General features: G+C 68.4%; 13 protein-coding genes. 3 read left to right on the plus strand and 10 right to left on the minus strand.

Going from position 1 to position 16,227, the window contains the following annotated elements; translation table 11 throughout:
* Window positions 1-702, minus strand: a complete 702-nt coding sequence (locus tag ACGF7Y_RS29155; RefSeq protein WP_393239205.1) for a multiprotein-bridging factor 1 family protein — start codon at window positions 700-702, stop codon at window positions 1-3.
* Between the two features lie 309 nt (window positions 703-1,011).
* Between ACGF7Y_RS29155 and ACGF7Y_RS29160 the strand changes: the two genes are divergently transcribed.
* On the plus strand, window positions 1,012-2,304 hold the full coding sequence (locus tag ACGF7Y_RS29160; RefSeq protein WP_393239208.1) for an acetyl-CoA C-acyltransferase: 1,293 nt from the start codon (window positions 1,012-1,014) through the stop codon (window positions 2,302-2,304).
* An 80-nt stretch (window positions 2,305-2,384) separates the two neighbouring features.
* On the opposite strand, the gene ACGF7Y_RS29165 is transcribed toward ACGF7Y_RS29160, so the two are convergent.
* From ACGF7Y_RS29165 to ACGF7Y_RS29195, 7 genes are all read right to left on the minus strand, one after another.
* Entirely contained in the window at window positions 2,385-2,552 is a 168-nt protein-coding gene (locus ACGF7Y_RS29165; protein ID WP_157172863.1) for a hypothetical protein, read from the minus strand.
* A 144-nt stretch (window positions 2,553-2,696) separates the two neighbouring features.
* Window positions 2,697-3,317 carry a 5,6-dimethylbenzimidazole synthase gene (gene bluB, locus ACGF7Y_RS29170; RefSeq protein WP_393239320.1) on the minus strand — a complete coding sequence of 207 codons (621 nt, stop codon included), beginning with the start codon at window positions 3,315-3,317 and terminating at the stop codon, window positions 2,697-2,699.
* A 127-nt stretch (window positions 3,318-3,444) separates the two neighbouring features.
* The gene (locus ACGF7Y_RS29175) at window positions 3,445-4,701 is read right to left on the minus strand and encodes a fatty acid desaturase family protein (protein ID WP_393239211.1); all 1,257 of its coding nucleotides are present in this window, start codon (window positions 4,699-4,701) and stop codon (window positions 3,445-3,447) included.
* A gap of 99 nt (window positions 4,702-4,800) precedes the next feature.
* A complete protein-coding gene (locus tag ACGF7Y_RS29180) occupies window positions 4,801-6,237 on the minus strand; it encodes a fatty acid desaturase (protein WP_393239214.1) in 1,437 nt (478 codons plus the stop codon).
* A 44-nt stretch (window positions 6,238-6,281) separates the two neighbouring features.
* Entirely contained in the window at window positions 6,282-7,439 is a 1,158-nt protein-coding gene (locus ACGF7Y_RS29185) for a ferredoxin reductase (protein ID WP_393239217.1), read from the minus strand.
* Window positions 7,440-7,563: 124 nt separating this feature from the next.
* Window positions 7,564-8,112: a DUF6912 family protein gene (locus tag ACGF7Y_RS29190; RefSeq protein ID WP_393239323.1), complete on the minus strand. Its 549-nt coding sequence runs from the start codon at window positions 8,110-8,112 to the stop codon at window positions 7,564-7,566.
* Between the two features lie 10 nt (window positions 8,113-8,122).
* A complete protein-coding gene (locus ACGF7Y_RS29195) occupies window positions 8,123-9,544 on the minus strand; it encodes a wax ester/triacylglycerol synthase family O-acyltransferase (protein ID WP_393239220.1) in 1,422 nt (473 codons plus the stop codon).
* A 591-nt stretch (window positions 9,545-10,135) separates the two neighbouring features.
* Here ACGF7Y_RS29195 and secA point away from each other — a divergent pair.
* A complete protein-coding gene (gene secA, locus ACGF7Y_RS29200) occupies window positions 10,136-13,000 on the plus strand; it encodes a preprotein translocase subunit SecA (protein WP_393239223.1) in 2,865 nt (954 codons plus the stop codon).
* A 98-nt stretch (window positions 13,001-13,098) separates the two neighbouring features.
* A complete protein-coding gene (locus tag ACGF7Y_RS29205; protein ID WP_393239225.1) occupies window positions 13,099-13,476 on the plus strand; it encodes a YybH family protein in 378 nt (125 codons plus the stop codon).
* 5 nt (window positions 13,477-13,481) lie between these two features.
* Here the strand turns inward: ACGF7Y_RS29205 and rsgA are convergent, their stop codons facing one another.
* On the minus strand, window positions 13,482-14,363 hold the full coding sequence (gene rsgA / locus ACGF7Y_RS29210; RefSeq protein WP_393239228.1) for a ribosome small subunit-dependent GTPase A: 882 nt from the start codon (window positions 14,361-14,363) through the stop codon (window positions 13,482-13,484).
* Between the two features lie 116 nt (window positions 14,364-14,479).
* A complete protein-coding gene (aroA, locus tag ACGF7Y_RS29215) occupies window positions 14,480-15,772 on the minus strand; it encodes a 3-phosphoshikimate 1-carboxyvinyltransferase (RefSeq protein ID WP_393239231.1) in 1,293 nt (430 codons plus the stop codon).
* Window positions 15,773-16,227 lie beyond the last annotated feature (455 nt).

Raw genomic sequence — 16,227 nt, forward strand, 5'->3', positions numbered from 1 at the left:
TCACTCACCATTTCGAACCGCTGTCGTCGCCATGTTGGCCGCCAGCCAGCGTGCGCGGAATCGGGCTTCGGTCGCCGCATCGATATCCTCCGATCGACCGGCCAGCCAGCGGCGGTACCGGCGTTCCTGTAGCTCGCCGGGGTCGCTGGCCTCCGCGGGGATCGCGAGCAGGTGCGCGAAGGCCATCTCCACCAGCGGATGCACTTGCCTGCCCGGTCCGCCGTTGCGTTCGAGCATGGCGGTCGCGTACCGCGCGGACAGCTTGGAGACCACCCGGTTGAGTTCCGCGATCGCCGCGACCACCTGCGGGTCGGTGGTGCGGCCGTTCTCGACGGCGTCGGTGAGCCTGCCCGAAGCCGCGAGAAGACCGGTGAGATCGGAGATTTCGAAGCGGATCGCGTCCGGGCCCGCCACCACCGATTCGCCTGCGCCGCGCGGAGCGTTCGCGGGTTCGTCGACGGCGGGAACACCGCCCGCGTAGGTGCGGGCGGCGCTGCCCGGCAACCATCGCAGCGGGGCGTCGAGCTTGTTCAGCGTCTGCATGCTGATGGTCGCCTCGCCGTCCTCGATCTTCCGGATGGTCGGCGCCGAAGGTCCCCCGAGGTCGCCGATCTGTAGCTGGGTGAGGCCGAGCTCGTCCCGGCGTTCTCTGATGATTCGCCCGAATCTCTTCTGCCGCGACAGCTCCGAAGGGCTATGCATAGTGCGTTCATGGTAAGCCGCTAGGAGGTCTTAGGCAAATCAATAGAAACTATTTGGAAAATCAGTCGAAAGTTTGTTACGGTTCTTTGCGTCGGAAGGTCCAGGGGAGGGCCTGCGGCGGTTCCGGGACGGGCAGGGGCGTTCGCCGGGACGGGCGTCTCCGGTCCGCCGCTCAACGGCGCGTGGCGGACCGGTCAGCGGCGGCGGAGGGGAGTGCCGCTACGTCGGGTTCACCGTCGGCGAAGGGGGTCGACGGTGAACTTACTTTAGAGTAAGTTTGGTGGACCGAGGCTTTCGAAAGGAAATCGCATGGCCACCAAAGCTGCTCGCCGTGCCGTGATCGTGTCCGGTGCGCGCACGCCGTTCCTGCGCGCGTTCACCGGATACACGCGGATGGATTCCATCGCGCTGGCCGACGCCGCGGTACGGGGACTGCTGGAGCGAACCGGGCTGCCCGGCGCGCAAGTGGAGGCGATCGTGTGGGGCGGTGTCATCCTGCCCGGCGCGGCGCCGAACATCGCCCGGGAGATCGCGCTGGACCTGCGGCTGGACGCGGGCTGCGAGGGCTACACCGTGACCAGAGCCTGTGCCTCCGGCTTGCAGGCGGTCACCTCGGCGGCGGCCGCGATCGAACGGGGCGAATACGACATCATGATCGCGGGGGGCAGCGATTCCACCTCGAACGCCGAGGTCAAGTTGCCGCAGAAGGTCGTGCACGCGGCGGCGCCGCTGGCCCTGGGCAAGCCGAAGCCGAAGGACTACCTGTCCGCGGTCGCGCGCCTCGCGCCGTTCACCGATCTGCTGCCGAGCCGGCCCAGGATCGCCGAGCGCACCACCGGTGAGGTGATGGGCGAATCGGCCGAGAAGATGGCTCGCATCCACGGCGTGAGCCGCGCGGACCAGGACGAGTTCGCCGCCCGCTCGCACCATCGCGCGGCGGCCGCCATCGAGTCCGGCCGGTTCGACGACGAAGTGCTGCGGGTCCGCACTCCCGAAGATGTGGAGATCCTGCGCGACGGCTTGGTGCGCGGCGATACCAGCACCGCGAAGCTGGCCGCTCTGAAGCCGGTCTTCGCCGCGGACGGCAGCGTGACCGCGGGCAACGCCAGCCCGCTCACCGACGGGGCCGCCGCGGTGCTGTTGATGAGCGAGGAGAAGGCGCACGCGCTCGGGTATCGACCGCTGGCTGCGTTCCGGTCGTGGAGTTACGTGAGCGTCGATCCGGCCGATCAGGTGCTGATCGGCCCGGCCATCTCGATGCCTCGGGCGCTGGAGAAGGCCGGGATGTCGCTGGGCGACGCCGATCTCGTCGATATCCACGAGGCCTTCGCCGCCCAGACCTTGGCGGTGCTGACCGCGCTGGCCAGTGACGAGTGGGCCAAGACCCGGCTGGATCGCGACACCGCCGTCGGTGCGGTGGACATCGACAAGCTGAACGTGCACGGTGGATCGATCTCGCTCGGCCACCCGTTCGGGGCCACGGGGGCGCGCATGGTGACCACCATGGCCAACGAGCTGGCCCGCACGGGGAAGAACACGGCACTGCTGGGGATTTGCGCCGCGGGTGGCATCGGCGCGTCGGCGGTGCTCGAACGCGTCTGACGCGAGCGGGGTGGCCGCACCCGCCGACCATAGTCCCCCGCCGGCCGGCGGTCGCCTCGGCTACCGTCGCCCCGGCGTCCTCACTTGCCCGTGGCGCCCCGCCGCTTACGTCCCTCGTCCGCGAGGATCCGCAGACAGGTCTGGTGCTTGGTCTCGCCGGGGATGCCTTCCCGACGCAGGCGCAACGTCGCCTGTGCCAGATCGATGCCCAGCTCGCTCGACAGCCGAACAGCATCGACATTGGCCATGTGCAAAAACCTCCTGGAACCGACGAACTCCCGTGAAGAACACTGCGTCAGAGGCAGTTTCGCCCTTGTCGTACCCAGTGGGCATCCGATTGAACCATGAACGATCCACACATTTGCGTAACGATGCGCGACCGAGACGGGGAGTCAGCCGCGATAGGTTTCGCGGTGCACCGCCTCGGTGAGCGGTCTGCCCGCGCGCCAGCCGAAGCGCTCGAGATCGGGGACGCGCTGGAATTCGTGCACCGGCCCGACGCACAGCCAGGCGACCGTGCGGACGCCCTCCGGAAGGCCGATCAGGTCGGACAGGAAGCCGGGATCGTAGAACGACACCCACCCGACGCCGATGTCTTCGGCGGTGGCCGCCAGCCAGAGATTCTGGATGGCGAGAACCGCGGAGTAGATACCGGTTTCGGGCACCGTGACCCCCCCGAGCACCTGCGGTCCGCCGCGATCGTGGTCGTAGCAGACCACGACCCCGGTACCGCTCTCCAGAATGCCCTCGATCTTGATCGGCTCGAAGGTGTCGGCACGCTCGGGCGGCAGCGCGTCTCGGAACTCGATGCGCTTGCGCGCCACATGGTCGGCGAACTTGCGCAGCGTCGCCGGATCGCGGACCACCACGAAATCCCAGGGCTGCGAATTCCCCACGCTCGGCGCCCGGTGCGCGGCGTCCAGCAGCCGCCACAACGTCGCCTCGTCCACGACCTCGCCGGTGAACTCCGCGCGCACGTCGCGGCGCCGCCGGATGGCCTCGTAGACGCTCAGAACCTCAGGATGCACCGCCTGAGTCAATCAAATCCGGCGAACTCGCCGCACACGGCCCGGCCGAGCGGCCCGTGACGCCCGTCGGCTCGGATTCCGAGACCGAGCCGACGTCATCGCGCGAGTGGAATCAGCGCGCCGCGGCCGCGCCGCGCCGGGCGAGTCGCCGCCGCCCCTGGGCGAGCGCGGTGCGCAGACCACGACGTCGACCGGTCACCGGATCGATGGTGGCCGCTGCGCTGCCCGCGAACTTGCGTTCCGAGGCCGTCTCCGGCGCGTCGTCGGCGGTGGCCCGCAGGTACTTGTTCGGCAGCGACAGCTTGAGGATGGTGCGCCACGCCTTGAAGTACTGCACCGGCAGCGAGCCGGTGGTGTAGGGCAGGTCGTACTTGTCGGCCAGCTCGCGCACCCGCACGGCGATGTCGGCGTACCGGTTGCTCGGCAGGTCGGGGAACAGGTGGTGCTCGATCTGGTGGCTCAGGTTGCCGGTCATGAAGTGCATGACCGGGCCACCGGAGATGTTGGCGCTGCCGAGCATCTGGCGCAGGTACCACTGGCCGTGCGTCTCACCGTCGATGTCGGCCTTGGTGAACTTCTCCGCGCCGTCGGGGAAGTGCCCGCAGAAGATGACCGCGTTGGACCAGACGTTGCGGATCGCGTTGGCGGCCAGGTTGGCCGTCAGCGTGGAGAAGAACGCCGGGCCGGTGAGGGCGGGGAAGATGACGTAATCCTTGAGGATCTGTTTGCCCATCTTGGTGAGCGCCTCGCTGCGCTTGCGCTCGAACTCGGCCCGCTCGGGGGAGCCCGGCTTGTACCGGCCCGCCACCAGCTTGCCCAGCTCCATGTGCTGGATGGCGACGCCGTACTCGAAGAACAGCTGCAACACCAGGTTGTAGATCGGGTTGCCCAGGTTGAACGGCTTCCAGCGCTGGTCGCGCGTCACCCGCAGCAGGCCGTAGCCGATGTCGTCGTCCATGCCGAGCACGTTGGTGTACTTGTGGTGCAGGTAGTTGTGGGTGTGCTTCCAGTGCTTGGCGGCGCCGGTGTTGTCCCATTCCCACGAGCTGGAGTGGATCTCCGGATCGTTCATCCAGTCCCACTGCCCGTGCATGACGTTGTGCCCGATCTCCATGTTCTCGATGATCTTGGCGGTGCCGAGCAGGGCGACGCCGGCCAGCCACGCGGGACGTTTCGGGCTGGCGAACAGCACCGCCCGGCCGCTGATCTCGAGGGCTCGCTGCAACCTGATGACATTGCGGATGTACCTCGCGTCGCGCTCGCCGCGCGAGGCTTCGATTTCCCGCCGGATCGCGTCGAATTCCGCGCCGAGTGCTTCCACGTCGGCCTCGGTGAGGTGCGCGTATTCCTTGACATCCGAGATCGCCATACGGGTTACTTTACCGTAAGTTACGAAAGCGTAGGTTGCGAGGTGCGCCGCGAGGATGTGTCAATCACCCTATTGCGATACTGGTTGTCGGCTGGTAAGTTAACGCGCCCTTCGGAGAAAGCGAAACCGCCTGTCCCGCATGGCTTTTTCGCGCAGCGCCGCTTGTTCGTGCCGGGCTCGCTCCTGGAACGCGACCTTGGCCTCCCGCAGTACCTGGCCCTCGTGCTCGGCCTTCTCCTTCAGTGCCGCCTTGGCCTCGCGCAGCATCTCCTTCTCCTGCCGCGCCTTGTCCTTCAGCACGACCTTCGCCTCGTGCAACGCCGAGCGCAGACCGCGCCGCTTGCCGGTCTCCGGATCGATGCGCAGCCAGTGTGTGGACTCCGTGCCGAGCGACGGCAGCGTGATACCGGCGAACTTGCGTTCCGACGAGGTCTCGGGCGCGTTGTCGGCGGTCGCCTTGAGGAACCGGTCCGGCAGCGCCAGCTTGTGGATCGTGCGGAAGGCGAGCAGATACTGCTTGCCCAGCGACCCGGTGGTGTAGGGCAGGTCGTACTTGTCGCACAGCTCGCGGACCCGCACCGCGATCTCCGGGTACCGGTTGCTCGGCAGATCGGGGAACAGGTGGTGCTCGATCTGGTAGCAGAGGTTGCCGCTCATGAACGCCATGGCGGGCCCGGCCTTGAAATTCGCGCTGCCGAGCATCTGGCGCAGGTACCACTCGCCGCTGGTCTCGTTCTCCAGCTGCTCGATGGTGAACTTCTCCGCGCCGTCCGGGAAGTGGCCGCAGAAGATCACCGCGTACGCCCAGAGATTGCGCACCAGGTTCGCCGTCGCGTTCGCTTTCAGCGTCTGCTTGAACGCCGGGCCGGTGAGCGCGGGATAGAACAGGAAGTCCTTGGCCACCTGACGGCGGATCTTGCGTCCGAACACCACGTTCGGCTCCGACATCACTTCCCGGGGAGGGGTGCCGGCCAGCTCCTTCTCGATGCTCCAGTCGTGCAGCGCGATGCCCCACTCGAAGGTCGCGGCCAGCAGCAGGTTCGCCAGCGGCTGCACCAGGTGGATCGGCCGCCACGGCTCGTCCCGGGTCATCCGCAGGATGCCGAAGCCGAGATCCTCGTCCTTGCCCAGCACATTGGTATAGGTGTGGTGGGAGTAGTTGTGCGCGCGGCGCCACTGCGCGGAGGGGCCGGTCATGTCCCACTCCCACGAGGTGGAGTGGATCTCCGGGTCGTTCATCCAGTCCCATTGCCCGTGGCTGACATTGTGCCCGAGCTCCATGTTCTCGATGATCTTGGCGACCGACAGCAACGCGGTGCCGGTCAGCCAGGCCCAGCGATTGCGGCTGCCGAACAGCACGGCGCGAGCCGCGACTTCGAGACCGCGCTGTGCCGCGATCGCGCGCCGGATGTACTTCGCGTCACGCTCGCCGCGGGACAGCTCCACCGAACGCCGGACGGAATCGAGTTCCTGCCCCAGTGTCTCGATATCGGCCGCGGTGAGATGGGCAAATGTCTTGATGTCGGTGATTGCCACCGGGGTCCTTTCGCTACTCGATCCCCTCGAGGGTACCCGCTGGACTACACGTCGAGGGTGCAGTCGCCCGCGGCCGCCGAGATGCAGGTCTGCACCTTGTCGCCTTCGCGGCGCTCCTCACCGTTGCGCAGGTCGCGCGCGTGGCCGGAACTCAATGTGACCACGCAGGTCTGGCAGATGCCCATCCGGCAGCCGAACGGCATCTGCACGCCGGCGGACTCCCCGGCCTCGAGCAGGCTGGTCGCGCCGTCGGCCTCGACCGTTCGACCGGTTTTACCGAAGGTGACCGTGCCGCCCGCACCGACCGACGAGCGCTCGATCTCGAAGCGCTCCACGTGCAGCCGTTCCGGCAGGCCCGCCGCACGCCAGTGGTTCTCGAGCTCGTCGAGCATCCCGGCGGGACCGCACGCCCAGGTCTGGCGTTCGCGCCAATCCGGGAACTCGGTGTCGAGTTCGGCGAGCGCGAACTTGCCTTTCTCGGCGGTGAGATGCAGACGGGTGTCGAAGCTCGGGTTGCGCTCGTGCAGCGCGCGCAGCTCCGCACCGAACATCACGTCGTCGGCGGTCCGGGCCGAGTGCAGATGCGCCACGTCGGTGAACAGCTCACGCCGGTCCATCGCGCGCAGCATGGACATCACCGGGGTGATGCCGCTGCCCGCGGTGAGGAACAACACCTTCTCCGGCGGCGGGTACGGCAACACGAATCCGCCCTGCGGGGCGGCGAGCCGGACGACCGTGCCGACCGGCACGCCACTGACCAGATGGCTGGACAGGAAGCCCTCCGGCATCGCCTTCACGGCGATGGAGATCAACCGCTTACCGGCGTGGCCCGGTACCGACCAATCCGGCGGACAGGTCAGCGAATACGAACGCCAATGCCAGCGTCCGTCGACCAAGAGGCCGATGCCGATGTATTGGCCGGGCTGATATTTGAAGTCGAAGCCCCATCCGGGCTGAATCACCAGCGTCGCGGCGTCGGCGGTTTCCTTGCGCACCTCCACGATGCGCCCGCGCAGTTCGCGCGCCGACCACAGCGGGTTGGCCAGGTGCAGGTAGTCGTCGGGTAGCAACGGCGTGGTCACCCGCGCCACGGCGCCGCGCAGCACGTTCAGTTTGCCGCCACGCTCGGCGACGCTTGCGGCGGGCGCCTCCAGCCACGCGCGGACGCTTCGCACGGAGAAGCTCCCAATTTTCGAACCCATCGCTGCCGTTGATCTCCCTGTCGTCCGGATGCCCAGGCCGCCGTCTCGCCGATCGGATGCCTCGCCAGCAAGGTTACGGCATCGTAGGTTATCGCGGTGGGTGAGCCCGCGTACGCGCCGCGAGTCAGAGCAGTTCGAGCAGGAACGGCAGCTCCTGAGCGGCGTACCAGGCCAATTGATGGTCCTCGGCGTCCCCGAGGACGAACTCGGCGTCGGTGTCGCCGAGATCGGCCGCGTCCACCACGTCGACGGCCTTGGCCACCTGCGGTTCGGCGTCGGCCAGATCGACGTGCACCGAGGCGATCTGCTGGTAGCCGATCGGGCCGGCCAGCCGGACCACCGCGTCATCGAGGTCGGGCCGCAGTTTCGCGCCGGTCACGTCGGCGGCGATCACCGCGCGCCGGTAGACGGGACCGCCGCCCGCGACCGGCGCGGCCTCGTCGTCGGACTCCTCCGACGATCCGATCGCCTCGCGTTCGGCGGCGAGCAGCCGTAGCGAGGCGCGGGCGGCCTCGTTCATGGCGACTTCGCCGAGTTCCTCGTCGTCGCCGGAGGCGTAGGCCTCGCGCAGCGCGGGCGTCACCGCGAACGCGGTCCCGCCGACGGCGGACAGTTCCCGGTTGTCGACCAGCTCGCGCAGCATCGGCACCGTAGCCGGGATGTAGACCCGCAGCTTGTTCTGATCAGACGCAGGCACCGAGCATCTCCTCCATGGAATCGCGCACCGCCGTGGCGAGCACGCCGATATCGGCCATCGCGTCGCGGTCGGCGTTGAGACCGTAGAACACCCGTCCGTCGTAGGACGTGATCCCGATGCTCGACGCCTGATTGCGCAGCAGTGGCGACACCGGGTACATCTCCAGCATCCGCGCGCCGCCGATGTACATCGGCGCCTGCGGACCCGGCGCGTTGGTGATCACCAGATTGAACGTGTGTTCTGCGAACGTACTCGCCGCGCGCACGCTCATCGCATGCAGGCTGGCCGGAGCGAAACCGGCCAAGTGCACGAGGGTGCGCGCGCGGACACCGCGCCGCTGACGTCCGTTCAGTTCGGTCGCGTGCGCGATGTGCGACAGCCGCATCACCGGACTCGGTTCGCCGACCGGCAGGTCGATCAGGAACGACGACACCTCGCTCGCCGTCTGCGCCTGGTCGCCGTCGGCTCCCTCGACGTACACCGACATCGGCACCACCGCCCGCAGCGCGGTCGACTCGGTGAGCGCTTCCCCGCGCGAGAGCAGCCAGTTGCGCAGCGCTCCGGTGACCACGGCGAGGATCGCGTCGTTGATCGAGCAACCGAAACGCCTGCGGATGGTGCGGTAGTCCGCCAGGTCGGTGCGCACCACGTCGAAGCGCCGGTTGCGCGAGGTACGGGCGTTCAGCGGGCTGGCGGGCGCGCCGGTCGCCGCGGTGCGCACCGCGGCGACCACCGACTCGACCGCCTTGCCCGCCGTCCCGAGCACCGCGAACGCACCCGCGCCCGCGTCACGGGCCACTTCCAGCGCCTTACGCGGCTGCGCGGCGAGATCGGCCAGCGCGCCCACCAGCAGCTCGACGTCGCCGGGTTCGCGCGGCGCGATCCAATCGTCACCGGCCAGTTCGCGGGGCGCGGGCCCCGCGTCGAGGATCACGTGACCGATCTCCAGCGCGGTGTCCCCGTCCACCAGGGCGGAATGCGTCTTGGTGAAGATCGCGCAGCGGCCGTCGGACAGCCGTTCGATCAGGTACATCTCCCATAGCGGCCGGGCCGGATCCAAGGGGTGGGAGGTGAGCCGGGCGACCAGGTCGTGCAGTTGCTCGTCGGTGCCGGGACCGGGGAGCGCCGAGCGCCGGATGTGGTAGGTGATGTCGAACCGGCTGTCCTCGACCCAGACCGGCCGCCCGAGCGACAGCGGGATCTCGCGCACCTTGCGCCGGTACCTCGGCACCAGTGGAAGCCTGCTCTCGACCAGGTCGACCAGCCGGTCGTAGTCCAGAACCGCCCGGCCCGCGCCGTCGCCGGGTTCGCTGTTCCGCAGGATCGCGAGAGAGCCGATATGGATCGGATTGCTACTCGACTCGAGCCGGTAGAAGGCCGTGTCCTGCGGCGTCAGTCTCGTGATCACGCTGCCCGGTACTCCTTTTCCCGATGCCGTCCCCCGCTTCATTGTGCTGCCGCAGCGACCGTTACCCCTACCGTTGCGGCATTTCCGATGAATCTCGTACACCCTATTCCCGCACCCCTGGATTCGGTGGCACGCCGCCGCCCACTCGCGCTCGGTGCCTCGATCCGATCACAGTCCGCACCGGGTCGCACGGTCGAAACTGCCTTCCGGTTGTCGCACATGTGACGAGGAAGTCGCGAACGATGCCGTTCACCCGCTCCACCGTGTCGCGCACACCGAGATCGCACGAGACCCACATCACCCGCCCACATCGGCCCAACCACCGGTTTCGAGCGAAGCGAGACCGAGCATGCGCCGTTCGCGGCCCGGCTCGCGTCCGAGTGGCCGCCGCGTCCGCGACGAAGTCGCCAGCGGCGGTCGCTCGGACGCGAGCCATGAGGGGGCCGCGAACACGCAGCGCCGCAGGCGCTGCAAATTAGATAGAGCATTACCATGAAGCATGCAGCGGATTCCGCGCAACCGCGTGGGCCCGCACCGGCCCGGGGGCCGACGACACGATTTGACACACCGACCAGAGGACTGACGAGACCCGTGCCTGCGCTGACACTGACGAGGTTGCTACGGATTGGTGAGGGTCGCATGGTCAAGCGGCTCGCGCATTTCGCCGACCAGGTCCTCGCCCTCGAACCGGATTACGAAGACCTCAGCGACGCGGAGCTACGGGCCAAAACGGACGAGTTCCGCGAGCGCTACGCCGAGATGGCCGAGGAAGGCGAGACCGATCCGCTCGGCCAGCTGATGGCCGAGGCGTTCGCGGTCGCGCGTGAGGCGTCCTGGCGGGTGCTCAACCAGAAGCACTACAAGGTGCAGATCATGGGCGGCGCCGCGCTGCACACGGGCAATATCGCCGAGATGAAGACCGGTGAGGGCAAGACCCTCACCTCGGTGCTGCCCGCCTATCTCAACGCGATCAGCGGTGATGGTGTGCACGTCGTCACCACCAACGACTACCTGGCCAAGCGCGACTCCGAGTGGATGGGCCGCGTGCACCGCTTCCTCGGCCTCGAGGTGGGCGTGATCCTGTCCGGCATGAGCCCGGCGCAGCGGCGGGTGGCCTACGGCGCCGACATCACCTACGGCACGAACAACGAGTTCGGCTTCGACTACCTGCGCGACAACATGACGCACTCGCTGGACGATCTGGTGCAGCGCGGGCACAACTTCGCCATCGTCGACGAGGTCGACTCCATCCTCATCGACGAGGCCCGTACCCCGCTGATCATCTCCGGCCCGGCGGACGCCTCCTCGAAGTGGTACGCCGAGTTCGCGCGCATCGCGCCGCTGCTGAAGAAGGACCTGCACTACGAGGTCGACATCAAGAAGCGCACGATCGGCGTGCACGAGGCGGGCGTCGAGTTCGTCGAGGACCAACTCGGCATCGACAACCTCTACGAGGCCGCCAATTCGCCGCTGGTGAGCTACCTGAACAACGCCATCAAGGCCAAGGAGCTCTACACCCGCGACAAGGACTACATCGTCCGCGACGGCGAGGTGATCATCGTCGACGAGTTCACCGGCCGCATCCTGGTCGGGCGCCGCTACAACGAGGGCATGCACCAGGCGATCGAGGCCAAGGAAGGGGTGGAGATCCAGCCGGAGAACCAGACCCTGGCCACGATCACACTGCAGAACTACTTCCGCCTCTACGACAAGCTCTCCGGCATGACCGGTACGGCCGAGACCGAGGCCGCCGAGCTGCACCAGATCTACAACCTCGGCGTGGTCCCCATCCCGACCAACAAGCCGATGATCCGCGCCGACCAGTCCGACCTGATCTACAAGACGGAGGAGGCCAAGTTCTCCGCCGTGGTCGACGACGTCACCGAGCGGCACGAGAACGGCCAGCCGGTGCTGATCGGCACCACCAGCGTCGAGCGCTCGGAGTACCTGTCCAAGCAGTTCACCAAGCGCGGCATCCCGCACAACGTGCTGAACGCGAAGTTCCACGAGAAGGAAGCCGAGATCATCGCCGAGGCAGGCAGGCCGGGCGCGGTGACCGTCGCGACGAACATGGCAGGCCGTGGTACCGACATCGTGCTCGGCGGCAACCCGGACATCATCGCCGACATCCTGCTGCGCAAGCAGGGCTTCGACCCGGTCGAGACGCCGGAGGAGTACGAGCGCGCCTGGCTGCCCACCCTGGACCAGGTGAAGGCCCAGACCGCCGAGGACGCCGACGCGGTGCGCGACGCGGGCGGCCTCTACGTGCTCGGCACCGAGCGGCACGAGTCGCGCCGCATCGACAACCAGTTGCGCGGCCGCTCCGGTCGTCAGGGCGACCCGGGCGAGTCCCGCTTCTACCTGTCGCTGGGTGACGAGCTGATGCGCCGGTTCAACGGCGCCGCGCTGGAAGCGATCATGACGCGGCTGAACCTGCCCGACGACGTGCCGATCGAGGCGAAGATGGTGTCCAAGGCCATCAAGAGCGCGCAGACGCAGGTCGAGCAGCAGAACTTCGAGATCCGCAAGAACGTCCTCAAGTACGACGAGGTGATGAACCAGCAGCGCACCATCATCTACGGCGAGCGCAACCGGATCCTGCGCGGCGAGGACATGGAGGGCCAGGTCCAGAGCATGATCACCGACGTGATCACCGCCTATGTGGACGGCGCCACCGCCGATGGCTACGTCGAGGACTGGGATCTGGACAAGCTGTGGACGGCGCTGAAGACGCTGTACCCGGTGAGCCTGGACTACCGCGACCTGACCGGCGAGACCGAGATCGGCGAGGCGGGCGAGCTGACCCGCGAGGAACTGCTCGAAGCGCTGCTGGACGACGCGCACGACGCGTACGAGCGCCGCGAGTCCGAGATCGACGGCCTGGCCGGCGAGGGCAGCATGCGCAATCTGGAACGGCAGGTGCTGCTGTCGGTACTCGACCGCAAGTGGCGCGAGCACCTCTACGAGATGGATTACCTCAAGGAGGGCATCGGGCTGCGCGCGATGGCGCAGCGCGACCCGCTGGTGGAGTACCAGCGCGAGGGCTTCGACATGTTCACCGCGATGCTCGACGGCCTCAAGGAGGAGTCGGTCGGCTTCCTGTTCAACCTGCAGGTCGAGGTGCAGCAGCCGCAGCCGGAAGGCGTCGCCGTCGGCCCGGGCCTGCGTTCGCCGGTCGGAGCCCCGCCCGCCCCGCAGGCGTTGCCCACCGAGGAAGCTCGGGTCGCCAACGGGCACGCCGCGCCCGCGGCCCTGCGCGCCAGGGGCATCGATGAGACCGCCCAGCGCGGTTTCAGCTACTCCGGCCCCGACGAGGGCGGCCGGGCCGCGGTGCACAGCGACGCCGAGGAATACGGCGCGGACGGTTCCCCGCAGCCCACCCGCCGCGAGCGCCGCGAGGCGGCTCGCGCGGACGCGAAGGGTCGTCGCGGCCCGAAGTCTCGCCGCCGCCACTGAACCGCTGAAAAACGAAGGCGCCCGAGGTCCCCTCGGGCGCCTTCGTCGTGTCGTGGAAAGCGCCGGAACAGCCGGGTGGACCGGCGTATCTTCCTGGCGTGGACCGCGCAGCTGTCGAAGCATGGATCGCCGGATACGAGCGAGCCTGGCGGTCGGCGGGCACGGAACAACTCGCCGACCTGTTCGCCGCGGACGTCGGATACCTCGTCTCGCCGTGGGCGCGGCCGCTGACCGGGCTCGATGCGCTCGCCGACTTCTGGGAAGGCGGCCGGGACGGGCCCGACGAGCCGTTCGTCCTGCGATCGAGCATCGTCGCGGTGGACGGGGACACCGCGGTGGTCCGGGTGGAGGTGGAATACGCACGGGACACCCCGGCGCGGTGGCGAGATCTGTGGATCCTGCGCTTCGATCAGGGTGGCCGCTGTGTGTGGTTCGAAGAGTGGCCGTTCGCGCCCGGACAGCCGGACGGTCACTGACCCGCTTACCAGGGATCGTTGGAGGTCAGGGCGACGAGCAGGAGGCGGATGGCGGCCACCCGGCGCTCCTTGCCGGGCAGCTCGTCCAGCGCGCATTCGGGGTCGGCGGGCGGGCCGAGATGGGTGCAGCCGCGCGGGCAGTCCTCGATGGCTCCGGCGAGATCGGTGAAAGCGGCGATCACGTCGTCCGGGGTGATGTGGGCCAGGCCGAACGATCGCACCCCGGGTGTGTCGATGACCCAGCCGCCATCCGGCAACGGGAGCGCGACCGACTGGGTGGAGGTGTGCTTGCCCTTGCCCACTCCCGACACCACGCCCACGGCCCGCTCCGCATCCGGCACAAGACGATTGACCAGCGTGGACTTGCCGACACCGGAATGGCCGATCAGTGCGGTGAGGTGGTCGGTGAGCAGTTCCAGGACCGGCTCGAGCGGATCATCGATGCCGCCGTAGACGATGGTGAGATCGAGATCGTCGAAGGCGGCGGCGAATTCGGAATCGGCGGCCAGATCGTGCTTGGTCAGGCACAGAACCGGTTGCAGCCCACCGGCGTACGCGGCGACCATCGCCCGTTCCACGAAGCCGGTGCGCGGGGGCGGGTCGGCGAGCGCGACCACGATGAACAGCCGCTCCGCGTTGCCGACCACGAGTCGCTCGAAAGGATCGGTGTCGTCGGCGGTGCGGCGCAACACCGTTCGCCGGTCGGCGACCCGGACGATGCGGGCGAGGCTGTCCGGTCGCCCGGACAGATCGCCGACCACGTCCACCTGGTCGCCGACCACGATCGGGGTGCGACCCAGCTCCCGGGCCCGCATCGCGACGATGCGGCGCTCCGGATCACCTCCGAGGACACACCCCCAGCGCCCCCGGTCGACCGAGACCACCATGGCCGGCTCGGCATCGTTGTGCTGCGGCCGGGTCTTGGTGCGGGGACGGGAACTCCGCCCCGGACGAACCCGGACATCGGATTCGTCGTAGCTGGCCGCGGAGCGCCGTCCCCCGCTCAGTGCGCCGCTCCTTCGTCGGATAGCGCGGGTTCGAGCATGCGCTCCCAGAGGGCGACGAAGTTCGGCAGCGTCTTGGCCGTGGTGCCGATGTCCTCGATCTCGATGCCGGGCACCCGGAGGCCGAGAATGGCTCCCGCCGTGGCCATCCGGTGATCGGCGTAGGAATGCCACTTGCCGCCGTGCAGGTCGGCGGGCACGATCTCCAGCCCGTCCTCGGTCTCGGTCACCTTGCCGCCGAGGCGGTTGATCTCGGTGGACAGTGCTGCCAGGCGGTCGGTTTCGTGCCCGCGCAGATGGGAGATCCCACGCAGCACGGACGGGGAATCGGCCAGCGCCGCCAGCGCGGCGACGGTGGGCGTCAGCTCGCCCACATCGTGCAGGTCGATGTCGATGCCCGCCAGCCGGTCCGGGCCGTGCACGGTGAGCACGCCGTCGAAGATCCGCGCTTCGGCACCCATCCGCACCAGGATCTCGCGGATCACGTCACCCGGCTGGGTGGTCAGCCGCGGCCAGTGCGGGATGCTGACCGTGCCACCCGTGACCGCGGCCGCGGCCAGGAACGGGGTGGCGTTGGACAGGTCCGGCTCGACCTCCCAGTCCACCGCGCGGATCGGTCCCGGTTCCACGGTCCAGGTCTGCGCCTTGAAACTGTCCGCGGGCGCCTGCACCCGCACGTCGGCGCGGCGCAGCATCTCCACCGTCATCTCGATGTGCGGCATCGACGGCAGCGGCTTGCCGTCGTGGTGCACCACCAGGCCTTCGTCGAAGCGCGCGGCCGACAGCAGCAGGCCGGAGACGAACTGCGACGACCCGGACGCGTCGATCGTTACCGTGCCGCCGCGCAGCGCGCCCTTGCCGTGCACCGTGAACGGCAGCGTGTCGCCGTCGACGTCGGCGCCGAGCGCGCGCAGCGCGTCCAGGATCGTGCGCAACGGACGGATCCTGGCCTGTTCGTCACCGTCGAACGCGACATCGCCCGACGCCAGCGCCGCGACCGGCGGCAGGAAGCGCATCACTGTGCCCGCGAGCCCGCAGTCGACCGTGCCGCCCCCCAGCGGCGCCGGGATCACCGTCACCGTGTCGCCCGCACCCTCGATGTCCGCGCCGAGCGCGCGCAGCGCGGTGATCATCAGGTCGGTGTCACGGCTGCGCAGCGCGCCGGTGATCGTGGAGGGGCCGTCGGCCAGGGCGGCCAGAATGAGCGCCCGGTTGGTGATCGATTTCGATCCGGGCAGGGTCACGGTCGCGTGTACGGGGACCTCGACATGGGGCGCTGGCCAGAAGTTCACTCGTCCATCATCACACGGTGCTGTTTTCCAGCGCCTGCGGCGCTGGGTGTTCGCGGCCCTCTTATGGCTCGCGTTCGCGCGACCGCCGCTTGCTCCTTTGTCACCTACGCGACGGCCACGCGAACGCGAGCCGGGCTGTGTTGTTTTCCAGCGCCTGCGGCGCTGGGTGTTCGCGGCCCCCTGATGGCTCGCGTTCGCGCGACCGCCGCTTGCTCCTTCGTCACCTACGCGACGGCCACACGAACGCGAGCCGGGCCGCGAACGGCGCATGCTCGGTCTCGCTTCGCTCGGAACCGGGAGTCAGGGTTTGCTGGGGGCGTCGGTATCGGAACTTCCTTGTTGGTGCACGGTTGCTGGTTGCTGGTTGCTGGTTGCTGGTTGCTGGTTGCTGGTTGTCGGCTCGGCTGTCACTCGCTTCTGCATGGCGGCCACTCGGGCGCGAGTGAGGCCGCGAA

This window comes from Nocardia sp. NPDC047654 (genome assembly GCF_043205035.1).
Lineage (GTDB): Bacteria > Actinomycetota > Actinomycetes > Mycobacteriales > Mycobacteriaceae > Nocardia.